Below are 16,009 nucleotides of genomic sequence, written 5' to 3'. Positions count from 1 at the left end.
AATTGGCCAGCACATTCAACATCTGTGCTGGCTGACAGATTGCTTTCGCGAGCAAGCTCGCTCCCACATAAAGCCAAAGCGTGTTACTTGCCGCCGGTAATCATCGGCAGGTTCAGCCCCTGCTCCTTGGCGCAGTCGATAGCGATCTGGTAACCGGCATCGGCGTGACGCATGACACCGGTGGCCGGGTCGTTGTGCAGGACGCGGGCAATGCGCTCGGCCGCTTCGTCGGTACCGTCGCAGACGATTACCATGCCCGAGTGCTGGGAGAAGCCCATGCCGACACCGCCACCGTGGTGCAGGGACACCCAGGTCGCGCCGCTCGCGGTGTTGAGCAGAGCGTTAAGCAGCGGCCAGTCGGAGACCGCGTCGGAACCGTCCTGCATCGATTCGGTTTCACGGTTCGGGCTGGCTACCGAGCCGGAGTCGAGGTGGTCGCGACCGATGACGATCGGCGCCGACAGCTCGCCGCTGCGCACCATTTCGTTGAACGCCAGACCGAGCTTGGCGCGCAGGCCCAGACCGACCCAGCAAATACGTGCCGGCAGACCCTGGAAGCTGATGCGCTCGCGGGCCATGTCCAGCCAGTTGTGCAGGTGGGCGTCGTCCGGGATCAGCTCTTTGACTTTGGCGTCGGTCTTGAAGATGTCCTGCGGATCACCCGACAGCGCCGCCCAGCGGAATGGACCGATGCCACGGCAGAACAGCGGACGGATGTAGGCCGGGACGAAGCCCGGGAAGTCGAACGCGTTTTCCACGCCTTCTTCCTGCGCCATCTGACGGATGTTGTTGCCGTAGTCGAAGGTCGGAATGCCTTGCTTCTGGAAGTCCAGCATGGCTTTGACGTGGACCGCCATCGATTGCTTGGCGGCTTTGATCACGGCCGCCGGCTCGGTCTTGGCACGAGCGCGGTACTCTTCCCAGGTCCAGCCCGCCGGCAGGTAGCCGTTCAGTGGGTCGTGGGCGCTGGTCTGGTCGGTGACCATGTCCGGGCGCACGCCACGCTTGACCAGTTCCGGCAGGATTTCTGCCGCGTTGCCCAGCAGCGCGATGGAAATCGCTTTGCCTTCGGCGGTGTATTTGGCGATGCGCGCCAGGGCGTCATCGAGGTCTTTGGCCTGCTCATCGACGTAGCGGCTTTTCAGGCGGAAATCGATGCTCACCTGCTGGCATTCGATGTTCAGCGAGCAGGCACCGGCCAGGGTGGCGGCCAGTGGCTGGGCACCGCCCATGCCGCCGAGACCGGCGGTCAGCACCCACTTGCCCTTGAGGTTGTCGTTATAGTGCTGGCGACCGGCTTCGACGAAGGTTTCGTAGGTGCCCTGAACGATGCCCTGGCTGCCGATGTAGATCCAGCTGCCGGCGGTCATCTGGCCGTACATGGCCAGGCCTTTGGCGTCGAGTTCGTTGAAGTGTTCCCAGCTCGCCCAGTGCGGCACCAGGTTGGAGTTGGCGATCAGTACGCGCGGGGCGTTGCTGTGAGTCTTGAACACGCCGACCGGTTTGCCCGACTGCACCAGCAGGGTTTCGTCGTCATTGAGGTGGGTCAGGCTCTCGACGATCTTGTCGTAGCACTCCCAGTTACGCGCCGCGCGACCGATACCACCGTAAACCACCAGCTCTTTCGGGTTCTCGGCCACTTCCGGATCGAGGTTGTTCATCAGCATGCGCAGCGGCGCTTCGGTCAGCCAGCTCTTGGCGGTCAGCTTGTTGCCGCGCGATGCACGGATTTCGACGTCACGTCTCTTTGTATAAACGGCAGTTGTAGGCTTATTGTCAGTCACGAAAAAGACTCCTCAGCGATCAATTCAAACCAACCCTGGCAGTGGGCAAGCAGCCTGTGCGCCTCAATGCGCGACAAGCGAATCAGTGGACGCTGCGGACTTATACGCATACGTCTTTACTTGTACATACAAGCATATGCAATCAAGCGGCCAACTTGCTGGCGGGCAGTTCAGGAAAATTTCGGACAGCGCTGGAGAGCGCCTGACACAAGGGTTGTGGCGTGGATGAAATTTTTTGCAGGGAGGAAATGAGGTGGCGGCGGATCGTTACGAACCCGTGGTTTTGCGCCACGCTGGGGCGTTCGGTAACAAGTTGGTGCGTGAAGGGAAACAGTCTGCGTGAACGCAAATGTGGCGAGGGAGCTTGCTCCCGCTGGAGGCCGAAGGACTCCCATTCCGGCATTTACCGAAGTGGGGCTGCTTCGCAGCCCAGCGGGAGCAAGCTCCCTCGCCACAATGTGTTTTATATGAGCAGGATAATCAGCGCGCTGTCAGCTCGATCACGCAGCACGGAGCATTGACGGCCACTTCAACCAGACCGCTGTTACCGTCCAGTTGCACACAATCATGTCGGCCCAGTTGCGCGACGCTGTCAGCGACTTTCGCCTCAAGCAACTCACTGACACTGAACACCACCACCGTCCCCGCCGAGCTGAAGAACCGCTGCTCGCCGTCCAGCCACTGCAAGCGCGCGCTGTAACGCTGTGGCGCGTAGATCAGGTTGAAGTCGCGGATCGCGCCGCCGAGCAAGGTGCAGGAGACCTGGCTTTCGCCGCTGAACGCAAACGGGTCGAGCGGTAACAGTGGGCGCGTGTCATCACCGTCGACACACAGGGTCATGCCATCGCCCTGCAACACGGTGATCACCCGCTGATAACCGCTGAAGGTGGAGAAACCACCGGACTCGGCGATGTCGGCGATCGACAGGCGCCAGCCGAACCCCTCCAGGCCTGCGCCTGCATCGCGGGTGATTTCTTCAGTGCTGCCGCCGCCGTTTTTCCACGGCATGCGCGGGTAGCCTTCGGCGCGTAAAACTTTCAGTGCACTCATTTATGAAAGCGTCCTTCCAGACGATGACGGGAACCTGGGTGGATCAGGCGCGCCGCAGTCACCGGCTGCCGCCCTGACCAAGTGCGGCGACGGATCAGCAGGCACGGCTCGCCTTTTTCGATCTGCAGCAACTTGCACTCGGACGGCTCGGCGAGGATCGCTTCAACCACGTGCTCGCCTTCGGTCAACGGCGCGACCTGATTGAGATAGGCGTAAGGGGTCTGCAGGGTGAAGTCCTGCTTGAGGTAATCCGGGGCGACCAGTGCGTTGACGAAACGGTCTTCGATTTGCACCGGAATATCGTTTTCGTAATGCACGATCAGCGAGTGGAAGACCTTCTGCCCTTCGCGCATGTCCAGCGCCAGCGCGCGCTCGGAACCGGCGGCCTCTTCTTCGAGGGTGATCACCTGGCAGGTGTGGCGATGGCCACGGGAGGCGATTTCGTCGGCGATGTTGTGCACTTCGAACAGCGCGGACTGGCTCTTCGGTTCGGCGACAAACGTACCGACACCTTGCATACGCACCAGCAGACCGTCGGCGGTCATCTCGCGCAGGGCGCGGTTGATGGTCATGCGGCTGAAACCGAGCTGGCTGACCAGTTCGCTTTCCGATGGCACGCGGTAGTGCGGTGGCCAGTTACCGCTGTCGATCTGCTGGGTGATCATCTGTTTGACGCGGGCGTACAAGGGCGCCGGACTGTCGCCCAGGTTCGCGGCCAACGGAGAGACTGGAGGCGGAGTCGGCACGGTTGATCCCTGTTTATTGGCTGAAAGTTGCTAGCTTGCCGGAGTTTACCGGGCAGGCAAACGTCTGTATATGTATATACAAATAACACACGATGGGGTGCTGAACCATGTCCGCCTTCTTTGCCGAACGCGCGCTGCTGCCTAACGGATGGGCCAACAATGTACGTCTTGAGGTCAGCGCCGATGGCCTGCTGACCCGAATCCTGGCCGATTCCACCGCAGACGGCGCCGAGCGGCTGAGCGGTCCGCTGCTGCCGGGGATGCCCAATCTGCACTCCCACGCCTTCCAGCGCGCGATGGCCGGGCTGGCCGAAGTGGCCGGTAATCCGAACGACAGTTTCTGGACCTGGCGTGACCTGATGTATCGGCTGGTCGGAAAAATCAGCCCGGAGCAACTCGGCGTCATTGCCCGTCAGCTGTACATCGAAATGCTCAAGGCCGGTTACACCTCGGTCGCCGAATTCCACTACGTGCACCACGACAACAACGGTCAGCCGTATGCCGATCCGGCCGAGCTGGCGCTGCGCATCAGTCAGGCCGCAAGCGACAGCGGCATCGGCCTGACCCTGCTGCCGGTGCTCTATAGCCACTCGGGTTTCGGCGGTCAGATGCCGAACGATGGCCAGCGCCGCTTCATCAACAGCAGCGAAAACTACCTGAAGCTGCAATCGCGCCTGCAACCCCTGCTGGCGCAGCAAAAAGCCCAATCGCTGGGTCTGTGCTTCCACTCGTTGCGCGCGGTTACCCCGCAGCAGATCAGCGAAGTATTGGCCGCCAGCGACAAGCAATGCCCGGTGCATATCCACATCGCCGAACAGCAGAAGGAAGTCGATGATTGCCTGAGCTGGAGCGGCCGCCGTCCATTGCAGTGGCTGTACGAAAACACCGAAGTCGATCAGCGCTGGTGTCTGGTCCACGCGACTCACGCCAACCCGGAAGAAGTCACGCTGATGGCCAAGAGTCGTGCCATCGCCGGCCTGTGCCTGACCACCGAAGCCAACCTCGGCGACGGGATTTTCCCGGCGGTGGATTTCCTCGCTCAGGGCGGCCGCATGGGCATCGGATCCGATAGCCATGTGTCGCTCAGCGTGGTCGAAGAGTTGCGCTGGCTGGAATACGGTCAGCGGCTGCGCGACCAGCGGCGTAACCGTTTGTATGGCGCGGATCAGCCGATGGTCGGGCGCACGCTATATGACGCGGCACTGGATGGCGGCGCCCAGGCTTTGGGACAGCCGATCGGTGCGCTGGAAGTCGGCAAGCGTGCGGACTGGATCGTGCTCGACGACAATGACCCATATCTGGCCACGGCCAGTGGTGACGGGATCTTGAATCGCTGGTTGTTTGCCGGTGGCGATCGGCAGGTGCGCGACGTGCTGGTCAACGGCCAATGGGTGGTGCGTGACGGGCGGCATGCCGGCGAAGAGGAAAGTGCTAGAGCCTTCACCCAGGTTCTGCGCGAACTTTTGGGCTGACACAAAACAAAAATGTGGGAGCGGGCTTGCTCGCGAAAGCGGTGTAGCAGTCAATATTTCAATCGACTGATACGCCCTCTTCGCGAGCAAGCCCGCTCCCACATTTGATCTTCGGTGATGCTTAATTCGAGGTCTTGGCCATCTGCCGATCCGACGCCCGCCAGATCAGGCGCGTGGTGTCGTAACCCTGCTGCCGCGCCTTGCTCAGCAACTCTTCACGCACTTCAGCGTTGACGGTTGGCGTGCGCGACAGCAGCCACATGTACTTGCGACTCGGATCGCCAACGATGGCGGTCTTGTAGTCATCGCTGACGTACAGCACCCAGTATTGCCCCTTCGCCACACCCGGAATCAGCCGCGAGAACCAGGTATCGAACTCGACCCACAACTTGTCGGTCTTGCCCGGCACCTGTGGATAAGCCGTACCCTTGACCTCTTCCCACTGCCAGTCGGCCGTCAGGCAACGGTTGAGCACATCGACGTTGCCGTTGGTCTCGAGCGTGTAATGGGCCTCGGATTGCGCACAGTTGCGCTGGAAGTACATCGGCATCCGCGCCAGTTCGTACCAGGTACCCTGGTAACGCTTGAGGTTGACCTCGTGGGCCGTCTTGGGCGCCAGCGGATCTTCACCGTGCGTGGCGCAGCCGGCCAGTACCAGGCCGGCAAAAAGGACAAGCAATAACCGCTTCATTGTTTTTCTCCCGTGGGCGCACAGCCCCGGTTTACTTCAGGCCTTGGCCGGAAAACATCAGCACTTTGTCACCGGCGTACTGCACGCTGATAAAGCTGTTCTTGTCGCCCCAGGTGCAACTGGACATGCCGAGCGCGCCCGAGCAGTCGGTAGGTTTGCCGAGCAACGTCTCGACTTCGGCCTTGGCCATGCCGGCCGACAGTTTCGAGTAGTTTTCCTGATTGACCTTGCTGCATGCGGCGAGCAGCACGCAAAAGGTCAGAAGGGCGATAGATCGCAGCGACATGAAGTAACTCCTGGAGCGGAAGGGGGATGGCATGGGGCCAACCAGAAGCTTAGAAGAGAAAACCCTCATCTGGTTCCCTTCAGAAATGGCTATTTATTGCTCCGCTCGTCTGGCTTTTGCCGATAAATCAGACACTTTGCAGGGCTTCTGAGCATTTCGTCGCTTTTCACAAAAGCCCCCTAATCTTTGGCGCGCCGAGGCCGAAATAAGAGCAGCGCAAAGCCCCCGAGTGTGGCAAATTGCCGCCCTTTCTCGACCAGCCCCTTCGCGGTAGTTCATTCGATGACCAGAAACATGAAATTCAGCCACAAGATCTTGTTGGCTGCCGCCCTTGTGGTGGCCGTTGCATTCGCCTGTTTCATTTTGTTCAACGACTATCGACAACGCGAAGCCCTGAGCAGCAGCACCGAAGCCTCGATGCAGGAGCTGGGCAGCCTGACCACCAGCAACATCCAGACCTGGCTGGAAAGCCGCATCCAGTTGCTGCAATCGCTGTCGCAACAGGTCGCCGCCGACGGCAGCGCCCCGGCCAGCCTCAAACGCATCATCGACCTGCCCGCCTACACCGGCAATTTCCAGCTCAGCTACTTCGGCGGCGCTGACGGCGTAATGTTCTCGGTGCCCGCCGGCAACCGCGCGCCGGACTACGACCCGCGCGCCCGTGGCTGGTACAAGGCGGCCAACAGCGCGCAGCAGACCATCGTCACCGAACCCTACATCGCCGCGTCGTCGGGCAAACTGGTGATCACCGTCGCCACCCCGGTGCAGCGCCAGGGCCAGATGATCGGTGTGGCCGGCGCGGATATCGACCTGACCAGCGTCAGCGCGATCATCAACTCGCTCAACTTTGGTGGCCACGGCCATGCGTTCATCGTCAGCGCCGATGGCAAGATCCTGATTCACCCGGACAGCAAACTGGTTCTGAAAACCCTCGCCGAGGCTTATCCAAACGGCGCACCGAAAGTCAGCCCGGGCCTGAAAGAAGTCGAATTCGACGGCAAGACCCAACTGATCTCGTTCACCCGCGTCAACGGCGTGCCGTCGGCTGACTGGTACGTGGCGCTGGTGCTGGACAAAGACACCGCGTTCTCGATGCTCAGCGAATTCCGCACCTCGGCGCTGATCGCCATGGCGATCGCGGTGGTGATCATCATCGCCCTGCTCGGCATGCTGATTCGCGTGCTGATGCAGCCGCTGCTGACCATGGGTCGCGCCATGCATGACATCGCCGAAGGCGAAGGCGACCTGACCAAGCGCCTGGTGATCCACGGCCACGACGAGTTCGGCGCGCTGGGCCTGTCGTTCAACCGCTTCGTCGAGCGTATTCACACCTCGATCCGCGAAGTGTCCTCGGCCACCGGCCAAGTCAACGAAGTCGCCCTGCGCGTGGTCGCCGCGTCGAATTCGTCGATGTACAACTCCGATCAGCAAGCGACCCGCACCAACAGCGTGGCCGCGGCGATCAACCAGCTCGGCGCCGCCGCTCAGGAAATCGCCCAGAACGCCGCCCTCGCCTCGCAGCATTCGAGCGACGCGCGCAGCCTGGCGGTCGACGGCCAGCAGGTTGTGGATAAAACCATTCAGGCCATGCAGCAGCTGTCGGCAAAAATCAGCGACTCCTGCGGCAACATCGAAACCCTCAACAGCAACACGGTGAACATCGGGCAGATTCTGGAAGTGATCACCAGCATCTCGCAACAGACCAACCTGCTGGCGCTCAACGCCGCGATCGAAGCGGCCCGCGCCGGTGAGGCTGGCCGTGGTTTCGCCGTAGTTGCTGACGAAGTACGCAACCTCGCACACCGTACCCAGGATTCGGCGCAGCAAGTGCAGAAGATGATCGAAGAACTGCAGGTCGGCGCACGCCAGGCAGTCAGCATCATGACCGAGAGCCAGCGCGAGAGCGAAAGCAGCGTCGGCATCGCCAACCAGGCCGGCGAACGTCTGGGCAGCGTGACCCAACGCATCGGCGAGATCGACGGGATGAACCAGTCGGTGGCTACCGCGACCGAAGAGCAGACCGCGGTGGTCGAGTCGATCAACGTCGACATCAACGAGATCAACACGCTGAACCAGGAAGGTGTCGAGAACCTGCAGGCAACCTTGCGTGCGTGCTCGGATCTGGAGCAGCAGGCGGCACGGTTGAAGCAGCTGGTAGGCAGCTTCAGGATCTAAGGCGCGGCCACTGGCCTCTTCGCGAGCAAGCCCGCTCCCACAGGTTTTTGTGAACGACACAGATCCCCTTTGGGAGGCAGCCTGCTGGCGATGACGGCGTTAGCGACGATTGAATTTTGAGTTGAAATACGCTGGTCAGCTCGCAATGACGCAGGACTGAATTAAGACTAAACTCAGTCCTGTTCAATTTGGCGAGACTCAACCATGAAGCTTTCATCGCAAATCAAACCGATCAGCTACCTCAAAAGTCATACAGCGGAGATCGTCAAGTCGATCACTGAAAGCCGTGAGCCATTGGTCATCACCCAAAATGGTGAAGCCAAGCTTGTAGTTATGGACGTGAAAAGCTTTGAGGAGCAGGAAGACACAATGGCTTTGCTGAAGCTATTGGCAATGGGCAATCGGGAGATTGAGGAAGGCAAGTATCGAGACGCTGAGGATGTTTTCGCGGACTTGGACAGGGCCGACCATCAATGAGTTTAAAGGTCGTTATTCTTCAGTCCGCACAGACAGATCTCAAAGAACTCCGGACCTACCTTATCAAACAGTCCTCGAGTCAGACGTGGCAGAGTACCTACGCTAACCTCAAGAACGCCATTCTTGGTCTCGCAGACCTTCCTTATTCCGGTTCAATCCCCGAGGAAATCGAGAAGCTCAACCTTGGTCAATACCGACAAATCATTTCCGGGATGAACCGAGTCATTTATGAAGTCAGAGAAAAAATCGTCTTCGTTCATATCATTGTCGACTCAAGAAAAAGCCTGCCTTCACTTTTGATGAAGAGACTGTTGAACGGCAATCCTTGAACTCAAAAAATCAGAACCGTGACCCAGGCTGACTGAGAAACGCCAACTCCTCCGCCGTCGACTCCCGCCCCAACACCGCATTGCGATGCGGAAACCTTCCAAACCGCGCAATCACTGTCCGATGCCGCTCGGCATAATCCAGATTGTCGGCAAACACCGCCCGCTCGGCTTCCGGCTGTTCGGCCAGCAGAGCGATAAAGCGCGAAACGGCTTCGTTCTGCACCGAGAGGTTTTCGCAGTGTTCGAACACCAGATAAATGAATACCCGCTGGATCGGCTTCAACTGCCGATCGAAATCCGCAGCAATGCCCTGCGCGACGAGCTTCTGCGCGCGCAGATCACCGGAAAAGGCTTTGGGAGAGTCGCGAAAAATCATTCGCGGCAGTTGATCGAGCAACAGCACCAGCGCCAGCCAACCTTCGGGACGTTGCGTCCACTCGGTCAATTCGCCAGCGAGGGCCTGATCGACAAAGACCCCGAAACGCTCACGCGCTTCGAGGTCTTGGCTGTCTTTCTTGCCGAACCACAACTTGCCCTTGTCAGCCGCAATCTCGTCCGGTGATTCGGCGTGTCCGAACCACCAATCGAGCAACGGCTGCCAGGGCGCGTTCATGGCTTATTCCTTGTGGTAAGCCGTGGCGCGGGCGACTTCTTCTTTCGAGCCGAGGAACACCGCTACACGCTGGTGCAGGCCTTCGGGCTGAATGTCGAGGATGCGCTGGTGGCCGTCGGTGGACGCGCCGCCAGCCTGTTCCACCAGGAACGACATCGGGTTGGCTTCGTACATCAGACGCAGTTTGCCGGGCTTGGATGGCTCACGGCTGTCGCGTGGGTACATGAACAGACCGCCACGGGTCAGGATGCGGTGTACGTCGGCCACCATCGCGGCGACCCAGCGCATGTTGTAGTTCTTCTTCAGCGGGCCTTCTTCGCCGGCCAGCAGTTCGCTGACGTAGCGTTGTACCGGGGCTTCCCAGTGGCGCTGGTTGGACATGTTGATCGCGAATTCCTGGGTGGTTTCAGGAATGGTGATGTCTTCGTGGGTCAGCACGAAGCTGCCCATTTCGCGGTCCAGGGTGAAGCCTTTGACGCCGTCGCCCAGGGTCAGTACCAGCATGGTCTGCGGGCCGTAGATCGCGTAACCGGCAGCAACCTGCTGGGTGCCTGGCTGCAGGAAGGCTTTTTCGTTCAGCGCTTCGTTCTGGCTCAGGTATTCGTTCGGGCAACGCAGTACCGAGAAGATGGTGCCGACCGGGGCGTTGATGTCGATGTTCGACGAGCCGTCCAGTGGGTCGAAGACCAGCAGGTAGGCGCCTTTCGGGTATTTGCCCGGGATCTGGTAGGCATTGTCCATTTCTTCGGACGCCATGCCGGCCAGGTGACCGCCCCATTCGTTGGCTTCGAGCAGGATTTCGTTCGACAGCACGTCGAGTTTCTTCTGCACTTCGCCTTGGACGTTTTCAGTGCCCATGCTGCCCAGAACACCACCCAGGGCGCCTTTGGACACGGCGTGGCTGATCTCTTTGCAAGCACGCGCCACCACTTCGATCAGGAAGCGCAGATCGGCAGGAGTGTTATTGCTGCGGGTCTGCTCAATCAAATAGCGACTCAGGGTAACGCGGGACATGGACGGCTCCGGTGGAATGGGGGGCTAAAAACCCGCGCAGTTTACAGGGAGTCTGAAAACGTAGCGAGCGATGACGCCCGGTAACGTGCATTGGGGCGCAATTGCTTCCATCAGACGTGAACGGGTCGAGAGAGTTCAGGCACCGCATTCAGCGTAGTTCGAAACGGGACGGGTGGTGCATGCGGATCCGCGACCGATCTGAAATTCTTGTTGGTCGATCGGCCGCCTTCGCGAGCAAGCCCGCTCCCACAGTTGACCGAGTAGCCCTGGGGGACGCGATCAATGTGGGAGCGAGCCTGCTCGCGAATGGCGCGCAGCGCCAGCCATGCTCAGGAATTGGTCGGTGGCTTGCGCAACAGACTCGCCGCCATCGCCCCGAGGAACACCACGCTCACCAGCAACACCGCCCACAGGCCGATCTTCTTCCAGTTGGTCTCGGCCACCGCCGTTGTGGTTGCCGACGCAGCCTGCGTGACAACCACTTCGCCCTGCACCGTTGCCTTGCCCAGCGTCGCGAGTTTTTCCGCTTTGAAATCCGGAATCAGCGTGCTCAGCGGCAGGTTCGCGGTTTTCACCGACGGATTGCCCAGCGCCAGACTGTAAGGCCCTTCACCACGCGCAAGGAAAATCACCTGCGTCGCCCGCACCGCGTATTTCAGGCTCGGTGCCTGCTCGCCCAGACCACCGCCGCGCTCGTCCACGCTCAGTTTCAATTGCTGCACAGTCTGCCCGTACAACTGCAATTCGTTCTGCACCACGTCCTGGCCGTTCTGGGTCAGGCGATACAGCAAACCGTTGCTCAACGTCTGCCACGGCAGGCTGCTTTCGCGCCGGCCCGCTAGCGTGACCGGAGCCAGACTGTTCGGTTGCTTCAGCTCGACCTGCACCCGCTCGACATTCAGCCCCATCGGCAATTGCCAGATGTACTCGCCGGACTGGGTGCTGCTGCCCGCCAGCGCTTGCGACCAGACCAACGGCAGCGGCACGTTGCGTGGATCGCTGCTTTTCAATTGTGCCGAAGTCAGGATCGGTGCCGACGTCGGCGCCTCCCACAACAGGCGCAGATAGCGTGCCGATTGCCCCGGCAGCGCGACCTCATGCTGTTCGATGCGCTCGTCGGAAAAGGTCAGCCGTGCCACCTGCCCCTCACCCCACGCCTGCCAATGCTGCAAGTCATCACTGGCCTCGATGCTGAAGCGCTGGAAGCCGTCACGCTCGCTGGTCCAGTCGAGAATCAGCTGCTGCAGCGGCGCCTTGATCGCGCTGGCATCGAGCAGCCAGCCACGCAGCACTTCTTCGCCGGCCTCCAACTGAGTCGACGGCTGCACCTCCACCAGCGTGCCGGTGGTGGTCGATTGCACGCGCACTTTCGGCGCACGCTCACTGGCATCGGCGGCGTTGTAGAGTGGGAACCACTTCACCTCATGCAACTGCCCGTCGTCGCGGGTCTGCGCCGATTCGCGGGCCAGGGCGTAGGCTTGCGGTTCACCGGCAGCGTTGAATATGCGCAGGTCGCTGAGATCGGTCTGGCGTGCCTGCAATTGCGCGCTCAACGGCAGGTCGAGGCGATACCACGGACCGTTGCCACTCACCGCCAGCGGCACCTGCGTGGCGAAGTCCGCCGGTTTTTCCAGGGCGCCGGCAGTCATCACCACACCCAGCGCCAACCACCCCAGATTCAGCATGCGACTCAAGATGAAACTCCTTCGGTGTCCGGGACGGGTTTGTCCGCCGCCGGTTCGGCTTCGACGCGTTTCGGTGGCAGCGGTGCAAAGTAGCCCACCACCAGCAGCAACACACCGACGCCGATAAACGAGACGATCCGGGCGAGGCCGCCACGGTTGCTCAATTCGACAAAAATCAGTTTGGCCACCACCAGCGCAATCAGCGCCGCGCCGATCAGCCACACTTCGCGACGATGGCGCAGATGCCCGCCGATCATCAGACCCAGCGCCATCAGGGTCCAGACGATGGACAACCCGGCCTGCACCAGCATCGATTCGAGCAGCAGATCCAGCTCGAACGGAATCCCCGCCCAATGGTGTGCGGCGCGGGTCACCAGCGCGGTGCAGAAGGCGAACAGCGAAACCCCGGCGACCAGTTGCGTGGCGTACTCGGCGTAATCCTTGCGCAGGGCAAACTGCGTCACCGCATGACGCGACCACACGTAAACCCCGAACAAGGCGAACAGCAGGCCCAATTCCAGCGGGTTGATCAGCGGCACATACGGCAGCGGTTCGGCGTTGCCGTCGCTGACACCGTTGGCCAGCCAGAACCACGCCAGCATCAGCACTGCCAGTGGCGCGGCGGCGTACAAACGATATTCGCGAGGGAACGCTGCCACCGGCCACGGCCAGTTGCGCGGAGCCGCCGCCAACAGCAGATACAGGCTCGGCAGGATCGCCCAGCCCAGCCAGCGCCAGGCGTTGTATTGCTCGGACAACAGCAGCAGACCGTAGCGCAGCTCCAGCGCCAGTACGCCGATCAGCAGCCAGCAACCCAGCACATGCGCCGTGCTCAAGGCCCGAGCCGGCAGCATCGGTGCCAGACGCCGCAGGCTGAAGAAATGCACGGCGAACACCAATACCCACGCCAGCCAACCGAAATTCGCCGCTGGGTGATAACGCGCATGCCACGCCGCCAGCAACACCAGTCCCGCCGTCGGAATCAGTAAGGTGCAGAGCAGGCCCAACACCGGCCATTTCAGGCGCAGCGCCAACAGCGTCCACAACGCCACGCTCAGCGCAGCGACCAGCAGCAACAGCGTCGCCTGCAGATTCAACGGCGCAAAACGCAGCACCTCACTGACCCACGCCAACGCCCACCAACCGGCGCCCCACACCAGCAGCACTTCGGACAGGCGTTGCAAACTCAGCGCATCGAAGGCCGAGGCGTGATTGCCCAATTGCAGGCGCCAGGCACCGACCAGCGCGGCCAACCCCAGCACCAGCGGCGTCCAGAAGCCGCCATGGGCCAACGGCCGCAAACCTTCGCTGGACAGCGGCCCGAGCAACTCGGGGCCGGCCAACAAGAATGCCGTGCCGCCGATCAACTGCAACAACAGCCCAAAGACAAAACTCACGCGCTGTTTGAGGTACAGGCTGAGCCAGATGATCAACAGACCGCTGGCCGCCCAGACCGCGCTCGCTGTTTGCCACGGCAGCACGAACAGCACCGCCAGATTGATCAGCACCAACCCCGCCAGCAACACCACCGACAACCCGCGCAGCAGCCGCACATCGCCGCGCACCATCTCGTCGCGCGCCGCCAGCAGCATGCCGGCGATCAACGCCAGACCGATCAGGGATGCGCTGAGCAAACCGCTCCAACCGGCACTGAATACGGCCGCCGAATCCTCGCCCGCGCCTTGCAGGCGCAACAGGAACAGCGCGCCGCCGAGCAACTGCACGGCGAACGCGGTGAACAGGAACGTGCGCGATTGCAGGCGCAGGCCGACAAACAAGGTCACCAGCCCGGCCAAGGCCCAACTGATCGCTGTCGCCTGAACCAGGAAAAACAGCGGCGCCAACAAGTACAGGAACGTCAGGCCCAGTGCCGCCAGCACCGGAAGGCCCTGGCGCTCCCACGGCAAAGCCTGTTCCGGCGCGGCTTTTCGCAACTGATAGAAACTGAACAGCAACGCGATGCCGAGCATCAACGCCCCCAGCGGTGCGCCGTCGAGCAGGCTGCTTGTGCCGACCCGCAACTGGCTGAGGAACGCCAGCGCCGAACCCAGTTGCAGCAGCAAGGCAAAGGCCCGGGCGAACGGCCGATGCTGACGCAGACCGAGCCAGAAAATCCCCGCGCCCTCCACTGCCCACGCCGCCGAAGTCCAGCGCGCATCGAGGCCCAGCGGGATCGCCAGACTGGCGAAAATCACCCCCAGCGCCAGACAGGTTTCACCGAGCAGCAATGCGCGCCCGCCCATCAACACCCGGGCCAGACCCATGTAGATCACGCCCAGTGCGAGTGCGCTGAACGCGGCGGCGAACTCCAGGTGCTGCACCAGCGCAAACTGCAAGCCGAAGCCCACGATCGGCGGGCCGAACAGCATCGTGCCGTCAACGTAGTCGCCCTTGCGCGCCGACCACTGGAGCAGCGCCTCGCGATCGCCGTCCGCTGGCGCATCGGGCATGTCGAGCAGCTTGCGCCGGGCGAACAGCAGACCAATGGCCAGATACATCAGGAAGAACAGGATCAGGAACGGCTCGGTGCTCCACAGCAGCTCCGGGGCGTAGGAACGCAGGCCCCAGGCGAAACCGATACCGAACGTGCCGACGAACCCGATCAGGTTGAGCAGGCGCCAGGCCTTGAACCACGCAATGGCGAGAATGCCGGCATTGAGCAGCGCGAAATAGCTGAACAGCGCGACGTGGTTGCCCTCCCCGGTCGAGGTCAGGATCGGTGCGGCGAAACCGCCAAGCGCAGCGGCGGCGGCCAGTCCAAGAGCATCCTGAGTGATGGCGAGAATCGCCGAGAACACCGTGACCGCCACCAGCAGACCCAGCGCGGCGGACGGATCGAGCAGCGGATGCAGACGCATCGCCGCAAACACTGTCAGGTACAGCACCGCGATCCCGGTGCCTTGCAGGATCAGCGCATAGCTGTTGTTGCGTGTGCGCAGCCACCAGCCCAGCGCCAGCAGGGCCAACGCCGCCGCCGCGACGCTGGCGTAACGCAATTCGATTGGCACCACCATGCCTTCGGTGGCGTAGCGCAGCAGGAAGGCCAGACCGAAAAACAGCAGCACCACACCGACCCGCAGCACGGTGTTGCCGCCGAACAGCCAGTTGCGCGCAGCGCGGATGCCACGCTCGATCAGGTTCGGGCCACGAGGTTCGGCAGGTTGTGCGGGGGGTGATGGCTCGGCAGTGACGGCGTCCAGATGCCAGACATCGGCCGGCAGTGGCTGACTGGTTTCGCTGGCAGTGACGGTGATCGGTTCGAGTTCGGGCGGCAGCTCCCAGACCAGATCCGGCGCGTCGGCGGGTGCTTGTTCGGCGACGATGGCAGGCTCGCTGACCGGTTCCGCGCTTGCCGCTGGCACCGCGTGAGAGGGAGAGCCTTCCAGCAGATACAGGCGCTGCGCGACGCCTTGCAAGGCCACCTTCGTCTGTTCAAGTTGGCGCTGTTGCTCCGCAGTCTGCCTGCCGAGCTGGGCGATGCGCAGCGTTTGCCCGATCGCCAGCCCGAGCAGCGCACCCAGCAATGCGGTACTGAACGACTCGTCGAGCAGCCAGCCGAGCAACAGCCCGATCAACATGAACATCCATTGCATGGTCGATATCCCTAAGCAGCCCCAAGGCGGGGCGTATCCGGCGATTGCACAGTCTAGCCACAAACCCTTGTAGGAGTGAGCCTGCTCGCGATAG

Annotated in this window: 13 protein-coding genes and 1 pseudogene; 5 read left to right on the top strand and 9 right to left on the bottom strand. The window is 61.6% G+C overall.

The features are described from left to right. Positions 1–83: 83 nt before the first annotated feature. The 3 genes from hutU to hutC form a co-directional block, all read right to left on the bottom strand. Positions 84–1,784, bottom strand: coding sequence for a urocanate hydratase (hutU, locus tag NTD85_RS25220; RefSeq protein WP_262143486.1), 1,701 nt, complete (start codon positions 1,782–1,784; stop codon positions 84–86). Positions 1,785–2,264: 480 nt separating this feature from the next. Next, a complete protein-coding gene (locus tag NTD85_RS25215) occupies positions 2,265–2,834 on the bottom strand; it encodes a HutD family protein (protein WP_003220806.1) in 570 nt (189 codons plus the stop codon). Further along, complete coding sequence (gene hutC / locus NTD85_RS25210; RefSeq protein WP_232324077.1) at positions 2,831–3,499, bottom strand: histidine utilization repressor; 669 nt, start codon at positions 3,497–3,499, stop codon at positions 2,831–2,833. Before hutC ends, NTD85_RS25215 begins: the two co-directional genes overlap by 4 nt. Before the next feature lie 188 nt (positions 3,500–3,687). On the opposite strand from hutC, the gene NTD85_RS25205 reads away from it, so the two are divergent. After that, complete coding sequence (locus NTD85_RS25205) at positions 3,688–5,052, top strand: formimidoylglutamate deiminase (RefSeq protein WP_262143485.1); 1,365 nt, start codon at positions 3,688–3,690, stop codon at positions 5,050–5,052. 121 nt (positions 5,053–5,173) lie between these two features. Here the strand turns inward: NTD85_RS25205 and NTD85_RS25200 are convergent, their stop codons facing one another. Together NTD85_RS25200 and NTD85_RS25195 are read right to left on the bottom strand one after the other, a co-directional pair. Continuing rightward, the gene (locus tag NTD85_RS25200) at positions 5,174–5,743 is read right to left on the bottom strand and encodes a lipocalin family protein (RefSeq protein WP_003220803.1); all 570 of its coding nucleotides are present in this window, start codon (positions 5,741–5,743) and stop codon (positions 5,174–5,176) included. A gap of 31 nt (positions 5,744–5,774) precedes the next feature. Next, positions 5,775–6,029 (bottom strand): hypothetical protein, encoded by a 255-nt coding sequence (locus NTD85_RS25195; protein ID WP_003220802.1) that lies wholly within the window; start codon positions 6,027–6,029, stop codon positions 5,775–5,777. A gap of 282 nt (positions 6,030–6,311) precedes the next feature. Between NTD85_RS25195 and NTD85_RS27855 the strand changes: the two are divergent. The 4 genes and pseudogenes from NTD85_RS27855 to NTD85_RS25180 form a co-directional block, all read left to right on the top strand. Continuing rightward, positions 6,312–7,346 (top strand): annotated as a pseudogene (locus NTD85_RS27855) (sensor histidine kinase); the annotation flags it as partial. Between the two features lie 93 nt (positions 7,347–7,439). Beyond that, a complete protein-coding gene (locus tag NTD85_RS27850) occupies positions 7,440–8,204 on the top strand; it encodes a methyl-accepting chemotaxis protein (RefSeq protein WP_371850962.1) in 765 nt (254 codons plus the stop codon). A gap of 204 nt (positions 8,205–8,408) precedes the next feature. Continuing rightward, on the top strand, positions 8,409–8,681 hold the full coding sequence (locus NTD85_RS25185; RefSeq protein WP_047290864.1) for a type II toxin-antitoxin system Phd/YefM family antitoxin: 273 nt from the start codon (positions 8,409–8,411) through the stop codon (positions 8,679–8,681). Further along, positions 8,678–9,010: a type II toxin-antitoxin system RelE/ParE family toxin gene (locus NTD85_RS25180; RefSeq protein ID WP_103519973.1), complete on the top strand. Its 333-nt coding sequence runs from the start codon at positions 8,678–8,680 to the stop codon at positions 9,008–9,010. The genes NTD85_RS25185 and NTD85_RS25180 overlap by 4 nt, the downstream gene beginning before the upstream one ends. A 10-nt stretch (positions 9,011–9,020) precedes the next feature. On the opposite strand, the gene NTD85_RS25175 is transcribed toward NTD85_RS25180, so the two are convergent. From NTD85_RS25175 to NTD85_RS25160, 4 genes are all read right to left on the bottom strand, one after another. Next, complete coding sequence (locus tag NTD85_RS25175) at positions 9,021–9,623, bottom strand: DUF924 family protein (RefSeq protein ID WP_262143483.1); 603 nt, start codon at positions 9,621–9,623, stop codon at positions 9,021–9,023. Positions 9,624–9,626: 3 nt separating this feature from the next. Beyond that, entirely contained in the window at positions 9,627–10,637 is a 1,011-nt protein-coding gene (locus tag NTD85_RS25170; RefSeq protein ID WP_003220797.1) for a class 1 fructose-bisphosphatase, read from the bottom strand. A 329-nt stretch (positions 10,638–10,966) separates the two neighbouring features. Next, the gene (locus NTD85_RS25165; protein WP_262143482.1) at positions 10,967–12,331 is read right to left on the bottom strand and encodes a DUF3999 domain-containing protein; all 1,365 of its coding nucleotides are present in this window, start codon (positions 12,329–12,331) and stop codon (positions 10,967–10,969) included. After that, entirely contained in the window at positions 12,328–15,915 is a 3,588-nt protein-coding gene (locus tag NTD85_RS25160; protein WP_262143481.1) for a DUF2339 domain-containing protein, read from the bottom strand. The genes NTD85_RS25165 and NTD85_RS25160 overlap by 4 nt, the downstream gene beginning before the upstream one ends. Positions 15,916–16,009 lie beyond the last annotated feature (94 nt).

This window comes from Pseudomonas sp. 13B_3.2_Bac1 (assembly GCF_025466205.1).
GTDB lineage: Bacteria > Pseudomonadota > Gammaproteobacteria > Pseudomonadales > Pseudomonadaceae > Aquipseudomonas > Aquipseudomonas fluorescens_H.
This window is presented reverse-complemented; position numbering and strand designations above follow the sequence as displayed.

What these genes read in the sequence shown, in the direction of transcription:
- NTD85_RS25215 (WP_003220806.1), bottom strand. Translation starts at nt 2,834, where the DNA reads ATGAGTGCACTGAAAGTTTTACGCGCCGAAGGCTACCCGCGCATGCCG.
- NTD85_RS25185 (WP_047290864.1), top strand. Translation starts at nt 8,409, where the DNA reads ATGAAGCTTTCATCGCAAATCAAACCGATCAGCTACCTCAAAAGTCAT.
- NTD85_RS25170 (WP_003220797.1), bottom strand. Translation starts at nt 10,637, where the DNA reads ATGTCCCGCGTTACCCTGAGTCGCTATTTGATTGAGCAGACCCGCAGC.
- NTD85_RS25200 (WP_003220803.1), bottom strand. Translation starts at nt 5,743, where the DNA reads ATGAAGCGGTTATTGCTTGTCCTTTTTGCCGGCCTGGTACTGGCCGGC.
- NTD85_RS25175 (WP_262143483.1), bottom strand. Translation starts at nt 9,623, where the DNA reads ATGAACGCGCCCTGGCAGCCGTTGCTCGATTGGTGGTTCGGACACGCC.
- NTD85_RS25180 (WP_103519973.1), top strand. Translation starts at nt 8,678, where the DNA reads ATGAGTTTAAAGGTCGTTATTCTTCAGTCCGCACAGACAGATCTCAAA.
- NTD85_RS25205 (WP_262143485.1), top strand. Translation starts at nt 3,688, where the DNA reads ATGTCCGCCTTCTTTGCCGAACGCGCGCTGCTGCCTAACGGATGGGCC.
- NTD85_RS27850 (WP_371850962.1), top strand. Translation starts at nt 7,440, where the DNA reads ATGTACAACTCCGATCAGCAAGCGACCCGCACCAACAGCGTGGCCGCG.
- NTD85_RS25160 (WP_262143481.1), bottom strand. Translation starts at nt 15,915, where the DNA reads ATGCAATGGATGTTCATGTTGATCGGGCTGTTGCTCGGCTGGCTGCTC.
- NTD85_RS25195 (WP_003220802.1), bottom strand. Translation starts at nt 6,029, where the DNA reads ATGTCGCTGCGATCTATCGCCCTTCTGACCTTTTGCGTGCTGCTCGCC.
- hutC (WP_232324077.1), bottom strand. Translation starts at nt 3,499, where the DNA reads ATGATCACCCAGCAGATCGACAGCGGTAACTGGCCACCGCACTACCGC.